This is a genomic window from Pseudarthrobacter sp. Pseusp20 (assembly GCF_059492155.1).
Genome location: NZ_CP168521.1, coordinates 3,236,257 through 3,251,570 on the forward strand (window position 1 = coordinate 3,236,257; position 15,314 = coordinate 3,251,570).

Annotated in this window: 15 protein-coding genes; 4 read left to right on the plus strand and 11 right to left on the minus strand. The window is 68.2% G+C overall.

Annotation, left to right across the window (positions count from 1 at the left end):
- Positions 1-64 precede the first annotated feature (64 nt).
- Positions 65-481, minus strand: a complete 417-nt coding sequence (locus ACEN9K_RS14880) for an MGMT family protein (RefSeq protein WP_018768555.1) — start codon at positions 479-481, stop codon at positions 65-67.
- A gap of 63 nt (positions 482-544) precedes the next feature.
- On the opposite strand from ACEN9K_RS14880, the gene ACEN9K_RS14885 reads away from it, so the two are divergent.
- From ACEN9K_RS14885 to ACEN9K_RS14900, 4 genes are all read left to right on the plus strand, one after another.
- Entirely contained in the window at positions 545-1,255 is a 711-nt protein-coding gene (locus tag ACEN9K_RS14885) for a 3'-5' exonuclease (RefSeq protein WP_018768556.1), read from the plus strand.
- Between the two features lie 329 nt (positions 1,256-1,584).
- Positions 1,585-2,538 carry an ABC transporter substrate-binding protein gene (locus ACEN9K_RS14890; RefSeq protein WP_018768557.1) on the plus strand — a complete coding sequence of 318 codons (954 nt, stop codon included), beginning with the start codon at positions 1,585-1,587 and terminating at the stop codon, positions 2,536-2,538.
- Between the two features lie 12 nt (positions 2,539-2,550).
- Entirely contained in the window at positions 2,551-3,315 is a 765-nt protein-coding gene (locus tag ACEN9K_RS14895) for an amino acid ABC transporter permease (RefSeq protein ID WP_018768558.1), read from the plus strand.
- Positions 3,312-4,049, plus strand: a complete 738-nt coding sequence (locus ACEN9K_RS14900) for an amino acid ABC transporter ATP-binding protein (protein WP_018768559.1) — start codon at positions 3,312-3,314, stop codon at positions 4,047-4,049. The genes ACEN9K_RS14895 and ACEN9K_RS14900 overlap by 4 nt, the downstream gene beginning before the upstream one ends.
- Before the next feature lie 136 nt (positions 4,050-4,185).
- On the opposite strand, the gene hemL is transcribed toward ACEN9K_RS14900, so the two are convergent.
- From hemL to hemE, 10 genes are all read right to left on the minus strand, one after another.
- Positions 4,186-5,517 (minus strand): glutamate-1-semialdehyde 2,1-aminomutase, encoded by a 1,332-nt coding sequence (gene hemL / locus ACEN9K_RS14905; protein ID WP_018768560.1) that lies wholly within the window; start codon positions 5,515-5,517, stop codon positions 4,186-4,188.
- Positions 5,518-5,550: 33 nt separating this feature from the next.
- Positions 5,551-6,627, minus strand: a complete 1,077-nt coding sequence (locus ACEN9K_RS14910; protein WP_018768561.1) for an LLM class flavin-dependent oxidoreductase — start codon at positions 6,625-6,627, stop codon at positions 5,551-5,553.
- Positions 6,624-7,607 carry a porphobilinogen synthase gene (hemB, locus tag ACEN9K_RS14915; protein WP_495634601.1) on the minus strand — a complete coding sequence of 328 codons (984 nt, stop codon included), beginning with the start codon at positions 7,605-7,607 and terminating at the stop codon, positions 6,624-6,626. The genes ACEN9K_RS14910 and hemB overlap by 4 nt, the downstream gene beginning before the upstream one ends.
- 57 nt (positions 7,608-7,664) lie before the next feature.
- Positions 7,665-8,546 (minus strand): uroporphyrinogen-III synthase, encoded by an 882-nt coding sequence (locus ACEN9K_RS14920; RefSeq protein WP_495634602.1) that lies wholly within the window; start codon positions 8,544-8,546, stop codon positions 7,665-7,667.
- A 7-nt stretch (positions 8,547-8,553) separates the two neighbouring features.
- Positions 8,554-9,552, minus strand: coding sequence for a hydroxymethylbilane synthase (hemC, locus tag ACEN9K_RS14925; protein ID WP_018768564.1), 999 nt, complete (start codon positions 9,550-9,552; stop codon positions 8,554-8,556).
- On the minus strand, positions 9,549-10,796 hold the full coding sequence (locus ACEN9K_RS14930) for a ferrochelatase (protein WP_134163770.1): 1,248 nt from the start codon (positions 10,794-10,796) through the stop codon (positions 9,549-9,551). Before ACEN9K_RS14930 ends, hemC begins: the two co-directional genes overlap by 4 nt.
- Positions 10,793-11,494 carry a hydrogen peroxide-dependent heme synthase gene (gene hemQ / locus ACEN9K_RS14935; protein WP_495634603.1) on the minus strand — a complete coding sequence of 234 codons (702 nt, stop codon included), beginning with the start codon at positions 11,492-11,494 and terminating at the stop codon, positions 10,793-10,795. Before hemQ ends, ACEN9K_RS14930 begins: the two co-directional genes overlap by 4 nt.
- 113 nt (positions 11,495-11,607) lie before the next feature.
- Positions 11,608-12,294, minus strand: coding sequence for a hypothetical protein (locus ACEN9K_RS14940; protein WP_495634604.1), 687 nt, complete (start codon positions 12,292-12,294; stop codon positions 11,608-11,610).
- Between the two features lie 352 nt (positions 12,295-12,646).
- Positions 12,647-14,128 (minus strand): protoporphyrinogen oxidase, encoded by a 1,482-nt coding sequence (hemG, locus tag ACEN9K_RS14945; protein ID WP_495634605.1) that lies wholly within the window; start codon positions 14,126-14,128, stop codon positions 12,647-12,649.
- Positions 14,129-14,132: 4 nt separating this feature from the next.
- Positions 14,133-15,227, minus strand: coding sequence for a uroporphyrinogen decarboxylase (hemE, locus tag ACEN9K_RS14950; protein ID WP_043424792.1), 1,095 nt, complete (start codon positions 15,225-15,227; stop codon positions 14,133-14,135).
- Between the last annotated feature and the right edge of the window lie 87 nt (positions 15,228-15,314).

A 15,314-nucleotide genomic window follows, 5' to 3' on the forward strand; every position in this document is an offset into this window, starting at 1 on the left:
GGCTGGCCTGTCCCCGGCGCCTGCCGCTGCGGGTCCCAGGGGCCGGTCAAAGGAATTGTTACGGTCACAAAATCATTCCATCATCAGCCACCGACAATCTGTGGAGGCTGCGCTCCAGTTGCCCGGCAATTGCGTCGATACTGTCAAAATCACTCTCCGTGGGTGCCCAGCGGGCGGCCGCCAGGTCAACCCGCCACCGGCCCTCCCCGGTCCGGAGGTACGAACTGAAGTCGCCAAGGAGCGCGGTGCCCTCTTCAAGGTAAAGGAGGAGGGCCTCGGCCTCATGCCCCTCGGGCGCGTGGCCGCTGGCCTTCAGGACGCGCCACCAGGGAACGCCGCCGCCATGGTGGCTCATGACGGAACCGATCTGGCGCGGTCCGCCCGAACCCAGGAGCTCGGCCACATCCCCGTACGACACTGCGGACCCTGGCGGTACCAGCCTTACGACGGCAAGGACCGCTTGGACGTACTCATTCCGCATTGATCCAATCTAGCCGCAGTGGCGTTCCACGGATTTGTCAGTGGGTCCCTTTAGCGTTGAAGCATGAGTTCCTGGAACACCCTTCCCCGCGCAGCCTTCGACCTGGAAACCACCGGCCGCAATTCGCGGGCGGCAAGAATCGTCACCGCATCAATCACCGTGGTGGACCACCAAGGCCAGGTCATCAAGGAACACGAGTGGCTGGCTGATCCCGGCGTGGAAATCCCCACCGAGGCAAGTGACGTCCACGGCATCACCACCGAACAGGCCAGGCGGGACGGCCGCCCGGCGCACGAGGTCACCCGTGAAGTCGCCGCGGTGCTCCAGGAGCTCTTCGATTCCGCCATCCCGGTGATCGCGTTCAACGCGAGCTACGATTTCACGGTCCTTGCCGCTGAATCCGCCCGCTATGGGATTCCCCAGCTCAGCCGCTTCCCGGTCCTTGACCCCTACATCATGAACAAGCAGGTTGACCGGTTCCGCAAGGGCAAGCGCACGCTCACCGCATTGTGCGAGGAGTACGGCGTGGTCCTGGACAATGCCCACACTTCGGCCGCGGATGCGCTTGCCACCCTGCGGGTCCTCGATGCGATGGCGGGCAAGTTCCCCAAGCTGGTGATGCCGGCAAGCCAGCTGCACCAACTGCAGGTGGACTGGGCGGTCAGCCAGGCGGCGGACTTCCAGGGGTACCTCCGAAAGACAAAGCCGGCCGCCGTGATCGAGGGTGACTGGCCGGTGCTGCCGCCGCAGGATGCAACGGCAGGTGGCTTCTAGGCGCAGCCGCGCCACTCCAAACTGGGAGGCATGTCACAGTCATGCTGCTTCACAAACCGCGGAGTCCCTGCACCTGCATCCTTCACCGGAAGAGGGTAACCGCGCGCAAGCTGCTCCAACTTCCTCATAAAGGGCAGAATTTCATTTGGCAGAACCGAGATTGGGCTCGCGCTTCTTCGGCAAGGACCCTCACTTCACGCAAGTGAGACAATAAAGTTTTGCGGTCACCCCTGCCCCGGACGGCTCGACCAGCACCGGGCAGGTGCCAGGCGCCACAGCGCTGCCTTGCGGCCCGGTCGACTTATGACTCATATGAAAGTGACAACCTGATGAAAATCAAAGCGATGAAGTGGCTCACTACCGCTCCCGTTGCACTTGCCCTCGCGGTTTCCCTCGCAGCCTGCGGCGGCGGGTCTTCCCAGCCCAGCGGCACCCCCACCGATGCCCTCGCCGGCAGCGACCAGCAGACGCTGGACAAGTACACCACCGCCAACGTCACCCCGGTGGACAAGATCGACAAGACCAAGCTGGGCCTCATCACCGAGGGCACCCTGCGCGTGGGAACCCTCTCGGACGCCCCGCCCAACATCTTCATCGACCCTTCGGGCAAGTTCACCGGCTACGACAACGAGCTGCTGCGCGCCATTGCCGACAAGCTGGGCCTCAAGGTTGAGTTCGCCTCCACCGACTTCTCGGCCCTGCTGTCCCAGGTGGCCAACAAGCAGTTCGACGTCGGATCCTCCTCGATCTCCACCACCGACGCCCGCCGCAAGACCGTTGGCTTCACCAACGGCTACGACTTCGGCTACATGGCTGTGGTGACCAAGAACGGCTCCAAGGTCAACGGCTTCGCCGACCTCAAGGAAGGCGTCCGGATCGGCGTCGTCCAGGGCACCGTCCAGGACGACTACGTCACCAACACCCTCAAGCTGGAGCCTGTCCGTTTCCCGGACTACAACACCGTGTACGGCAACGTGAAGAACGGCCAGATCGACGCCTGGGTGGCACCCTCCCAGCAGGCAACCGGCCAGGTCAAGGAAGGCGACAACACCAAGATCGCCGAGAAGGTTGTGAACACCCAGAACTTCACCGCCTACGCCGTCAACAAGGACAACCAGCCCCTGATCGACGCCCTGAACTCCGGCCTGGACGCGGTCATCGCGGACGGTACCTGGGCCAAGCTGACGTCCGAGTGGTACAAGGACCGCCCCACCGCCGCTGAACAGACCCCGCAGGGCTGGAAGCCGGGCAGCAAGGCCGTCCAGATCCCGGCCGCCAAGTAACCAGGGCGTTCCATGGATATCCTCAAGCAACTCGCTGACACCTTCCTTGACTGGAAGGCGATGGGCGAAGTCATCCCCAAGATGTTCGCCGTCGGCCTGCCGAATACCCTCGTGCTGGCCATCATCTCGGGCATCATCGGGACAGCCCTGGGGATGCTGCTCGCCCTGATGGGGATCTCCCGGAACGCAGCAGCGCGCTGGGTCGCGCGGATCTACACGGACATCCTGCGCGGCCTCCCGCCGGTCCTGACCATCCTGGTCATCGGCTTCGGGTTCGGGCCGATCGTCCGCGAATTCACGGGTTCCACGAGCCCCTACCCGATGGCTGTCGCGGCGCTTTCGCTGATGTCCGGCGCCTACATCGGCGAGATCTTCCGCTCCGGCATCCAGAGCGTCGACAAGGGACAACTCGAGGCTTCCCGCGCCCTGGGGTTCGGCTACGGTGCGTCCATGCGCCTTGTAGTGGTGCCCCAGGGCATCCGGCGGGTGCTTCCGGCCCTGGTCAACCAGTTCATTGCGCTGATCAAGGAATCATCCCTTGTCTTCCTCCTGGGACTGCTGGCAAGTGAGCGCGAGATCTTCCAAATCGGCAAGGATGCGGCGGCCACCACCGGCAACCTGTCGCCCTACGTGGCGGCAGCCGTCTTCTACCTGGCGCTGACCATCCCGCTGACCCACTTCGTGAACTGGATCGATGCCCGGCTGCGCACCGGCAGGCCCGAAAAGAAAGAACCGGACGAGGCCGCAGCGGTCGTTGGAAAGGGAGCCCAGGCATGAGCGAATTTGCGTCGGGAACACTGAGCGCCAAGAACATCCACCTTTCCTTCGGCAGCAACCACGTCCTGCGGGGCATCGACCTGCACGTTCCCCAGGGCACCACGGCGTCCGTCATTGGACCGTCGGGTTCGGGCAAGTCCACGCTGTTGCGCGTCATGAACCGCCTGATCGAACCGGATCAGGGGGACATCCTGCTGGACGGGCGGTCAGTCCTGAAGGACAACCCGGACGAGCTGCGGCGCCGGATCGGCATGGTATTCCAGCAGTTCAACCTGTTCCCGCACAAGACGGTGGAGGAAAACGTTTCACTGGCCCTGCGGAAGCTGCGCAAGCTCTCCAAGGAGGAGGCGCGCAGTGAGGCACTGGAGCAGCTGGACCTGGTGGGCCTGAGGCATAAGGCCGATTCCCGCCCGGCCAACCTCTCCGGAGGCCAGCAGCAGCGCGTGGCCATCGCCCGTGCGCTGGCCATGAAGCCGGAGGTCATGTTCTTCGACGAGGCAACCTCTGCCCTGGACCCGGAGCTGGTCAAGGGCGTGCTGTCGCTGATGGCGGACCTCGCCAAGGGCGGCATGACCATGGTGGTGGTAACCCACGAAATGGGCTTCTCCCGCAACGTGTCCGACGCCGTGACGTTCATGGACGCCGGTGTTGTGGTGGAGTCCGGTCCGCCGGAGCAGCTCTTCACCGACCCGAAGACGGACCGGCTCAAGGGCTTCCTCTCGGACGTCCTCTAGGGCCGAAGGCACGCACAGACAGAAAATCCCCGCTTCCCGGACTTTCCCCTCGCATGCAGTGGGATTTGTCCGGAAGGCGGGGATTTTTCGTCCCGGCGGCAGGTTCACGACGCCGGGACGCACCTTTTCGCTGTTCCTACCCCTGGGCGGCGGCTGCGGCCCTGGCTGCCGCGGGAAGGGCGTCGTAGATCCGGTTCATGGCATCATCGTCGTGCGCGGCGGAGAGGAACCAGGCCTCGAAGACCGACGGCGGCAGGTACACGCCGGACTCCAGCATGGAGTGGAAGAACGGCGCGTAGCGGAACGCCTCCTGGGCCTGGGCGTCGGCGTAGTTGTGGACGCCGTGGGCCGAGGTTCCGAAGGCCACCGAGAACAGGTTGCCGGCGAACTGGATGGAGTGGTCCACCCCGGCGGCATCCAGGGCGTTGGACAGCGCGGAGGACAGTTCGAGGGACCGGACGTCGATGAAGGAATAAACGTCCCGCGTGGCGTGCGTCAGGGTTGCCACACCTGCCGCCATGGCCACCGGGTTCCCGGAAAGCGTTCCGGCCTGGTAGACCGGGCCGGTGGGGGCCAGGTAGTCCATGACGTCGGCACGTCCGCCCAGTGCCGCCGTCGGCATTCCGCCGCCGATGACCTTGCCGAAGGTGAGCAGGTCCGGAGTCCAGGGGTCCTCGGCATCCGGCGCGCCTCCGGTGAGGCCCCAGTAGCCGGAGTAGCCGGTGCGGAAACCGGTCAGGACCTCGTCGACGATGAGCAGCGCGCCATGCTCGCGGGTGATCCGGGAAAGCCCTGCATTGAACCCTTCGGCGGGGGTGACCACACCCATGTTGGCGGGCGCCGCTTCGGTGATGACGGCCGCGATATTGGATCCGTGCGTGGCGAAGGCTTCCTTGACGGCCTGGAGGTCGTTGTAGGGCAGCACCAGGGTTTCGGCGGCGGTGGCTTCCGTGACGCCGGCGGAACCGGGCAGGGCGAGGGTTGCCACGCCGGAGCCTGCAGCGGCCAGGAGTCCATCGAGGTGGCCGTGGTAGCAGCCGGCGAACTTGATGATGAGGTTGCGGCCGGTGAACCCGCGGGCCAGCCGGACCGCCGTCATGGTGGCTTCGGTGCCGGTGGAGACCATGCGGAGGCGCTCGACGGCGGGGACGCGCTCCTTCACGATTTCGGCCAGGTTCGCTTCGTCCGGGGTGGAAGCGCCGAAGGAGAGGCCGCGGTCGACGGCGGCGTGGACGGCATCCAGCACGGCCGGGTGGGCGTGCCCCAGCAGCGCCGGGCCCCAGGAGCAGACCAGGTCCACGTATTCCTTGCCGTCGGCGTCGGTCAGGTAGGGCCCCTTGGCGGAGACCATGAAGCGCGGCGTCCCGCCGACGGAGCCGAAGGCCCGGACCGGCGAATTGACTCCGCCCGGCATCAGCTGGCGGGCGCGGTCGAAGAGTGCCTCGTTGCGAGGATTGCTGGAAGTCATGGTTTCTATTCTCTCAGTTAGCCGGAAGCGCAGTCAGCCGGCGAGCAGCTCTGCCACCCGGGGCGCCACCGCGGTGCCCATCAGTTCGATTGAACGCATCATGGCCGCGTGCGGCAGCGGTCCGTTGCTGTATTTCAGGTCGAAGCGGTCCACACCCAGGTTCCGCTTCAGCCGGACGATTTTTTGGGCCACCGTTTCCGGCGATCCGACGTAGAGGGCGCCTTCCGCGGAGCACAGGGCGTCGAACTCTCCCCGGCCGGCCGGTCCCCATCCGCGTTCGGCGCCGAGCTTGTTGCGCAGCTTCAGCCAGTGCGGGAACAGTTCTTCCCGGGCCTGCTCATCGGTGTCGGCCACGTGCCCGGGCGAGTGCGTGGCCATCTGCTGCATGGGGTGCCCGTACTTGGCCATCGCCTCCCGGTAGAGGTCGGCAAGCGGCCGGAAGCCGCGCGGCTGGCCGCCGATGATGGCAAAGATGATGGGATAGCCGTACTGGGCGCAGCGCAGCACCGATTCTGGTGTTCCGCCCACCCCGATCCACGTGGGCAGCAGGTGGTGCTCCAGGGGCGGATAGACGCTCAGGCCGTGCAGCGCGGGCCGGGTGCGGCCTTCCCAGTGCACGGGCTTTTGCGCGCGGACCTTGTCGAACAACTCGAGTTTCTCTTCGAACAGGACCTCATAGTCGGCCAGGTCCAGGCCGAACAGGGGGAAGGATTCGATGAAGGATCCGCGCCCCAGCATCACTTCGGCGCGGCCGTTCGAAATGGCGTCCACAGTGGAAAAGCGCTGGAAGACACGGATGGGGTCATCCGAGCTCAGGACTGTTACGGCGGAGCCCAGCCGGATGCGGGTTGTGCGGGCGGCAGCGGCGGCCAGGAAGACTTCCGGCGCTGACACCGCGTAGTCCTTGCGGTGGTGCTCACCCACGCCAAAGGCATGGAGCCCGACGGCGTCGGCAAGTTCCGCCTGTTCCAGCAGTTGGCGCAGGACCTGGGCGTGCGGCTGCTGGCTGCCGTCCGGAGCCTCGCCAACGTCACCGAAGGTGTTCAGGCCGAGGAGGATGCGGTCCTCCCCCACCGGCGCGGTGGGTTCCGCGGCCTGCCCGGCTGTCACCGGGCTTCCTTCAGCCAGCCGGCCAGTTCGGCGGCCCAGTACGTGAGGACCATGTGGGCCCCGGCCCGCCGGATGCCCAGGACGGACTCGGTGATGGCTGCGCGGCGGTCGATCCAGCCGTTGGCGGCGGCGGCCTCGATCATGGCGTATTCACCGGAAATCTGGTAGGCGGACACCGGGACGGGACTCATCGCGGCAACGTCGGCCACGATGTCCAGGTAGCTCATGGCCGGTTTGACCATGATGATGTCCGCGCCCTCGGCGAGGTCCAGTTCAACCTCGCGGAGGGCTTCGGTGCGGTTGCCGGCATCCATTTGGTAGGTCCGCCGGTCGCCCTTGAGCTGTGAGTCCACCGCTTCGCGGAACGGCCCGTAGAACGCCGAGGCGTACTTGGCGGCGTAGGCGATGACGGAGGTGTTGGCATATCCGGCTTGATCCAGGGCCGACCGGATGGCGGCGATCTGGCCGTCCATCATGCCGGAGGGGCCCAGCATGTGCGCGCCGGCCTCCGCCTGTGCAACGGCCATCCTGGCGTAGATCTCCACGGTGCGGTCGTTGTCCACGTACCCGTCGGCGTCGAGGACTCCGCAGTGGCCGTGGTCGGTGAATTCGTCCAGGCACACATCGCTCATGACCACCAGGTCATCGCCCACTTCGGCGCGGACGTCCCGGATGGCCTTGTTCAGCACTCCCTCCGGGTCGAGTGATGCCGAGCCTTCGGCGTCACGGGTTTCCGGGATGCCGAAGAGCATGATGCCGCCCAGGCCGAGCTCAACGGCCTCCGCCGCGGCCCGCTTGAGCGTGTCGGTGGTGTGCTGGACCACCCCCGGCATGGAAGTGATGGGGTTGGGTTCGGTCAGTCCCTCGCGGATGAAGGCCGGAAGGATGAGTTCCGCCGGCGAGAGGCGGGTTTCGGCGGTCAGCCGGCGCATGGCGGGGGTGGTGCGCAGGCGGCGGTGGCTTTTGTTGTGGATAGTCATGGGTCCTGTCCTTCGCGTTGTTCTTGAAGCTTGAGGGGGCATACCGGGGCGGGGCGGTCAGGGCGGGTTGAGGGCCTTCGCGACGGCCGCCACCAGCCCGTCCGGTGTGGGCTCAGCCGCCACCGCAGCCACGTCCAGGCCCAGGGCAGCAGCCTGGTCCGCCGTCGAACGGCCGATCACCACCAGCCGGCAGCCGCCCAAGGGACCAAGGGCGGAAATACGGCGTACGGCGCTCGGCGAGGCGGCGATCACGGCCGCTATGCGCCCTTCGGCGATGTCCGCGGCGGCCGTTTCGGGCGTCAGGAGGGAGTACGACGGCGGGTGCTGGCCGGCGTCGCCGTCTTCCGGCTGCACGGCGAGCCTGCGGTCGGCTGCCGCCGGATAGTCGACGGTGCGGTAGGCCGTTACGGCGGTGACGGCGCTGCCTGCGGCAGCGAGGCCCTCTGCCAGTGTGCCGGCTGCGATGTCCGCCTGCGGCAGCAGGATCCTGCCGCCGCCGGGCCATACCGCGAGGAGGCCGGCGGCCGACTGTTCGCCCGCGGGGGTGAGGGCGGCATCCAGCCCGCCCGCCGACAGCAGCCTCCGCGTGGCGGGGCCGATCGCGGCGATCCGGGTACCGGAGGGGACCAACTGGCCCAGGCCAAGGCCACGCTCGGCGGCCTTTTCCATCAGGACATGCACGGTAGTGGCACTGCTGACCACCAGCCAGTCGAAGGCCCCTGCCGCCAGGGCGTCGCAGGCGACGTCGAGCGCGTGCTGGTCCGGGGCCCGTTCGAAGTCGATGAGCGGCAGCAGCACCGGCATTGCGCCGGCTCCGGCCAGGGCCTCCACCAGGGCACCGGACCGCTCCGGGCTGCGCGTGACGAGGACGCGGGCTCCGCCCAGCAGGGATTGGCTGGGTGGAATCTGCGGTCCGGACCTGCGGGAAGGCTGCGTCATCGCCGGGTCAGGACGCCTGCAGGTCTGCGATGTCGGCGGCTCCGGCGGCAAGCAGCGCTTCGGCCAGCTCGATGCCCAGCAGGGTGGCCCCGACTTCCGTGAGTCCGTCCGTGGCGCGCTTGTCCCGGACCGTTGCGGTGCCATCGACGGCGCACACCACGGCTTCCAGGTGCAGCATGCTGCCCTTCCGGTAGGCATAGGCGCCTACCGGGGCTGCACAGCCTGCTTCGAGCCGGGCCAGCAGGGCGCGCTCTGCCGTCACGGCAAGGCGGGTGTCGGGGTCGTCCAGGGCAGCGAGGGCTTGGGCCAGGACCTCACGGGATCCTTCATCCGATCCCGGTTTGGGCGGCGCGTCGGCAGTACGGCACTCGATGGCCAGTGATCCCTGTCCGGCGGCGGGCAGCATCACGTCCGTTTCGAGGTACTCGGTGACGGCGTCCAGCCGGCCAATGCGCTCAAGGCCGGCGGCAGCAAGAACCACGGCGTCCAGGTCGCAGGATTTCCCGGGGACCACTTGGTCAGTGGAGTTGCCTGGCAGGCCGGGAACACGGCCCAGGCGGGTGTCCACGTTGCCGCGGATGTCGACAATGTCCAGGTCGGCGCGGGCCGCCCGCAGCTGTGCAGCGCGGCGGGGCGACCCGGTGCCGACCCGGGCTCCGGCAGGCAGGTCGGCCAGCTTGAACCCATCGCGGGCGCACAGGACGTCGCGGACGTCCACCCGGCGCGGCGTGGCGGCAAGGCTGAGTCCTACGGCCGCACCGGTGGGCAGGTCCTTGAGCGAATGGACGGCGACGTCGCACTCACTGCGCAGCAGCGCGTCGCGCAGGGCCGCAACAAAGACGCCCGTGCCGCCCATCTGGGACAGCGACCCGGTGAGGACGTCACCGTCAGTGCGGATGTGCACCAGTTCCACCGGGAAACCCCCGACGGCGGCGAGCTGGTCCGCGGTCTGCTGGGTCTGGGTGAGCGCCAGTTTGCTGGCGCGGGTTCCAATCCGGACCGTCACGGCTGCGCCGTCTCGCCGGCATCCCCCGAGGGATAAGGGTCATGCCCCGTGCCCACGGTGGTGTCGGCTCCTGCAATCGTGGGTTTTTCCCCGCGGAAGTTGGCGCAGCAGCCCGGGCGGCAGACGTCGTACCAGGGGCCAAGATCCGTCAGGGCGGGACGGTCGCTGATGTTGTTGGCCACCGTCCGCTCGCAGATGAGGTCCACCAGTCCGTTAACGAACGTGCGGTGGGTACCGGGGGTGGGGACGCGGGTGGCCGCAAGGCCGAGGTTTGCGCACGTTTCCATGGCCTCGGTGTCCAGGTCCCAGACAACTTCCATGTGGTCGCTGACAAAGCCCAGGGGGACGATGACGATGCCCTTGACGCCCTGCCCGGCGAGTTCCTCGATGGCGTCATTGATGTCCGGTTCCAGCCACGGCACGTGCGGGGCGCCCGAACGGGACTGGTACACCAGGGACCACGGTGCGGTCAGGCCGGTTTCATCCTGGACCCGCCCGATGACGGCCGCGGCGTTGGCCAGGTGCTGCGCCACGTAGGCGGACCCTTCCTCGAACTCACGCGGCTCACCCTCGGACCGCCCCGCGGCCTCAGCATCCCGGGTAGGGATGGAGTGGGTGGCAAACAGGATGTGGACGGGCGCGTCGGGGCTTCCGGCGTCGGCAAGCTTGGCGCGGACATCGGCCAGTCCTGCGGCAGTTCCCTCGACGAACGGCTCCACGAAACCGGGGTGGTCGAAGTACTGGCGGACCTTGTCCACTTCCAGCCGGCCGTCCAGGCCGGTCTCCGTCAGGGCCATGCCGATGTCCTCGCGGTACTGGCGGCAGCTGGAGTAGCAGGAGTAGGCACTCGTGGTGAGCATCAGCACCCGGCGGTGGCCGGCGTCGTACGCTTCCTGCAGGGTCTGGGGGATGTACGGCGCCCAGTTCCGGTTGCCCCACAGCACGGGCAGGTCGATGCCGCGGGCAGCCAGTTCGGCTTCCAGCGCTGCCTTGAGTTCCCGGTTCTGCTGGTTGATGGGGCTCACGCCGCCGTTGGCGCGGTAATGGTGCGAGACTTCCTCGAGCCGCTCGTCCGGGATCCCCCGGCCGCGCGTGACGTTGCGGAGGAACGGGATGACGTCCTCCTGGCCTTCCGGACCGCCGAAGGAGGCGAGCAGGACGGCGTCGTAATTCTTGGGGGCCATGCGCCCGGCCTCGGTGACGGGGTTCACGGCGGTGGCAAGTGTGGGGTCGAGCGGGTTCATGCGAGCACCTCTGCTACTTCTTCGGCGGTGATCCGGCGTCCGGTGTAGAACGGAACTTCCTCGCGGACATGGTTGCGGGCCTCCGTGGCGCGCAGGTGGCGCATCAGGTCCACGAGGTCCACCAGTTCGGGTGCTTCCAGGCCGAGGATCCATTCCCAGTCCCCCAGGGCGAAGGAGGAGACGGTGTTGGAGATGACCTGGGGGAAGTCCCTGCCCAGCAGGCCGTGGTCGCGGAGCATCTTGCCGCGCTCGGCCTCCGGCAGGATGTACCACTCGTAGGAGCGCACGAACGGGTAGACGCACAGCCACTCGGCCGGAGCGACGCCCCGCGAGTAGGCGGGCGTGTGGTTCTTGGCGAACTCCGCCTCGCGGTGGACGCCCATGGCGGACCACACGATCTCCGTGCCCGCGAAGAGGGGGCTGCGGCGGATGTCGCGGATGGCCTGCTGCAGCGCCTCGGGCTTGGGGCCGTGGAGCCACACCATGACGTCGGCGTCGGCGCGCATGGCCGAGACGTCGTAGCTGCCCCGGTGCGTGACGCCGGCCGCGGCGAGCCGCTCCAGCAGCGCTTCGAAGTCGGCGGCGGCATCGGCGCTGCGGACCACTGACTTTGACCGCTTGAATACCGTCCAGAGGGTAAAGAACTGCTCGGCTGATTCTTCGGTTTTAGTGACAGATTCGGCAGAAGTGTGGCTCATGGTTACAAGTTTGCCCCTTCGCTGCCCCCAAGGCGAAACCGAAGAGTTCTACAACTCGTAGAAGTGAGCAAAGTCACGTTTGCCTGTCGTGGAGGGCTTCCGGCGCCGCATCCTCAGGGGCGGCGCATGCGCAGGAAGACCAACCCGGCGGCGGCACCCACGCCAACCAGTCCGGCGCCCAGCCACACCATGGCATCCGGCATGTCCGGCAGGGGGCCGGTGGAGGAAACAGCGCGGCCCGGGCCCGCGGGTGCAGCGGCAGCCTGCGGCACCCGGGTGGGCTGGGACTGGCGTGCATTGATGGACAGCGCGGTGGGCAGCGACGTGGGCAGGGTGGGAGAAGGCGCAACCGCTCCCCCACTCGCGGCCGGCCCGGCCGCATCTCCACCGGCCTCTCCATCGGTGGCGGTACCTGCCGCCCCGCCGGGGGCTGCTACGGCATCCTGTGAACCGGACGCCTGGCCTGCCGCTTCTGTTCCAGGCGAGGGAGGCGTCGGGGCCGGGGCGCCGCCCCCCGGGGAGGTACCGGCCGCGGGGGCAACCCCTGGCGCGGTGGCTGAGGTGGGCCCCGGCTGGGTGCCGGATCCTGGTCGGGTTGCCGTGGAGGATGCTCCGCCGGCCGGCGCCGCAGTCGAGGTGGTCGGGCCGCCGGTCACCAAAGGCGTTCCGGAGACTGTGGGCAGCGGGACGTCCGGAAGCGGCAGTCCCGTCATCGAAGCCTGCGCTGTGGCCTGTGCCGTCGCCGTCGTCGAACCGGGTGCGAGCGAAGCCTTCACGGCCGGCAGCAATGCTCCCGGCACGGCAGGGATGGTCGGAACCTTGCCACGAGGGGTGGCAGTTGAACCGTCAGCGGCCGTTCCGGCCGGGGACGCCTGCGCTGGGGAGTCTTGGGGAGGGGGAACCGCGTCGTCAGCCAAGGACGCCTGCACGCCGGTGGAAAGAACCAGTACCGCTCCGAACGCAGCGGCTGCAGTACCGCGTCGGAGTCCCCCATGGATACCGGTCCGGGACATGGAAAGCTCGGACCTGTGTTGAACCATAGTCATCGACCCTAACCAGAACGGATGGCCGATTGAAAACCGGGAAGGGCCGCGGGGCGTGCGGGTGGATACTGCCAAGAACCCGACGCGCCGGGCTGACCAGCACCGATGCCTAGGCGGCGGTTAATTGGCCGATTTGCTCACGTGTGTCGGCAACGACGGCGGCGAGGCCGTTTCCGGCCACCCAGCCGCCCACGATTGCCAGGCCACCGGCGGCGGTGCAGGCCTGGCGGATCTCTGCTGCCCGGGCGCGGTGCCCCACGGCTGCGAACGGCAGCGAGCCGCGCCATCGGACAACGTCCCATCCGCGCACGTCCCCGCCGGCGATCTGGACGCCCAGGAGAGCGGAAGCGTCCCGCAGGGCGGCTGCGAAGAGCTCGTCATCGGTTTCCGGTCCGGCAGGCTGGTGCACCGAAGCGCCGTCCACCCGGCCGTAGGAAAGGCGCACCACGTGGCGTCCCTGGCCGGCAGCAGCCGCCAGCCAGTCCCATTTTCCCGTTGCATGCGTCAGCGCCTTTGCCTCGATGCCCGGCGTTTGCGGGGCCACCAGGATTCCTGTCCCCCGGGGCCGCCGGTCAAGGTCCGGTTTGTCCAGGACCACGGTGACCAGCTTGACGTCAGGTCCGGACGCAGGCTTCTTCCCTGCGATCAGCGGGACGGCATGTTCCAGCAGTCCGACGGCGGCCGGGCCATCCACGGCCACCACCAGCAGGGCGGTGCGGAAGGCTGCACCGCCGGCCTCCACCAGCCAGCCTTCAGGGGTGCGGGATACAGAGGTGGCAGCGGTGTTCGCCAGCAGGGCGACGCCCCGTCGCCTGAGATCTTCCACCAGTGCATCCACCAGGGTGTGCATGCCGCCTTCGAGGCCCGCGACTGCGGAACCGGCCTTGGCAGGTTTTCCTGCTTGGCCGGGCTGGAGTGGGGTGCCGGCGCCGGCTGCCCCGGAATTCTCACCGGCCCCGCGCCGCTGGGCCGAAACCGCGGCAGCGAGGGAACCGTGCCGGCGCAACCCTGCCCGCAGCCCTGGAGCCACCATGTCAACGTCGAGCAGCCCGGGATCTGCGGAGTGGACGCCGCCCACCACCGGCGAGACCAGGCGCTCCAGCACCCGCGAACCCATCCGGGCCCTGACCAGCGCGGAGACGCTGGTGACGCCCGCACCGGCGCCCACGGAAGCGGGCAGCAGCCTGTCCAGGGAGGCCCGCAGCGAGCCCAGGGTACCCAGGGTGCGCCGGACTTCAGGATCCCAGGGGTTGGCGGGGATGCCCAGGACGCCGGTCCTGGGAAGTTCGCGGGCACCATCCGGAAGCTGCACCCACGCACCTCCGGGGCGGGGCGGAACGATCCTTGCGCCCAGGCCAAGTTCTGCGCACAGCCGCGCGACGGCGTCGGACCGCGTGGCGAACGACTCGGCGCCACTGTCCAGCGTGAGGCCCGCTACCGTGTGGCTGCCCACGCAGCCGCCCCACGCCGGGCCCGCCTCCAGGACCGTCACCTCGTGGCCGGCCGCGGCGAGTTCCCGGGCGGACAGCAGCCCGGAGATTCCTCCGCCCACCACCAGTGCCGTGCCGGGCCTCGCCGCAGAACTGCCCATGTGGCTACTCCGGCGAGATGGAGTGGATGAGCTCCACCACCCGGGTCAGGACGTCCGGGTCGGTTTCGGGCGGCACTCCGTGTCCCAGGTTCAGGACGTGGCCGGGGGCGGCGGAGCCGGCGGCGATGACCTCGCGGACATGGGCCTCGAGGATGTCCCAAGGAGCCGCCAGCAGTGCGGGGTCGATGTTTCCCTGCAGCGGGACGGTTCCACCCAGCCGGCGGTTGGCCTCATCGAGCGGCAGCCGGTAGTCGACGCCCACCACATCCACACCCACGTCGCGCATGGCAACGAGAAGTTCGGAGGTGCCGGTGCCGAAGTGGATGAGCGGAGCCCCGAGGTGGCGGACATGGTCCAGGGCGCGGGCCGACGCCGGTGCAACGTACTTGGTGTAATCGGCCAGTCCCAGCGAACCCGCCCAGGAGTCAAAGAGCTGGGCGGCGGACGCGCCTGCCTCCAGCTGGGCCTGGAGGAACATGCCCGAGGCATCGGCAGCCCAGTTGGCCAGGGCGGTCCACGTCTCCGGATCCGCATGCATCATGGTCCGCGGGCCGAGGTGGTCACGGCTGGGTTTTCCTTCCACCATGTAGGCGGCCAGGGTGAACGGTGCGCCGGCAAACCCGATCAGCGGCGTCTTGCCCAGTTCGGCCACGGTCAGGCGGACGGCTTCGCGGATGGGTTCCAGGGCTTCCCAGGTGAGCTGGGGCAGGGCGGCAACGTCGGCCGCCGTACGCACCGGCATGTCAAGGACCGGGCCCACCCCGGGAACGATGTCCACGCCCACGCCGGCGAGCTTCAGCGGGATGACGATGTCCGAGAAGAAGATGCCCGCGTCCACATCGTGGCGGCGTACGGGCTGGAGCGTGATTTCGGAGGCCAGCTCCGGCCGGAGGCAGGAGTCCAGCATGGCGATGCCCTCGCGCACCTTAAGGTATTCCGGCAGCGACCGGCCCGCCTGCCGCATGAACCAGACGGGACGGCGGGACGGCTTGCCTCCGCGGTAGGCCGTGATCAGCGGTGAATCCGCTGTGCGGCCGTCCATCAGTGGATGGTCTGCGGCAAGGGCGCCGGCAGCGGAGACGGCAGGGCTAGGAGTCATGCTTTTGATTGTGCCGAAAAAGAGCTGCAAAAGATAACGACAACCTGTCGCTGGCAACGCGGGCCAGGGGGAGGTGGCGCGGATCAC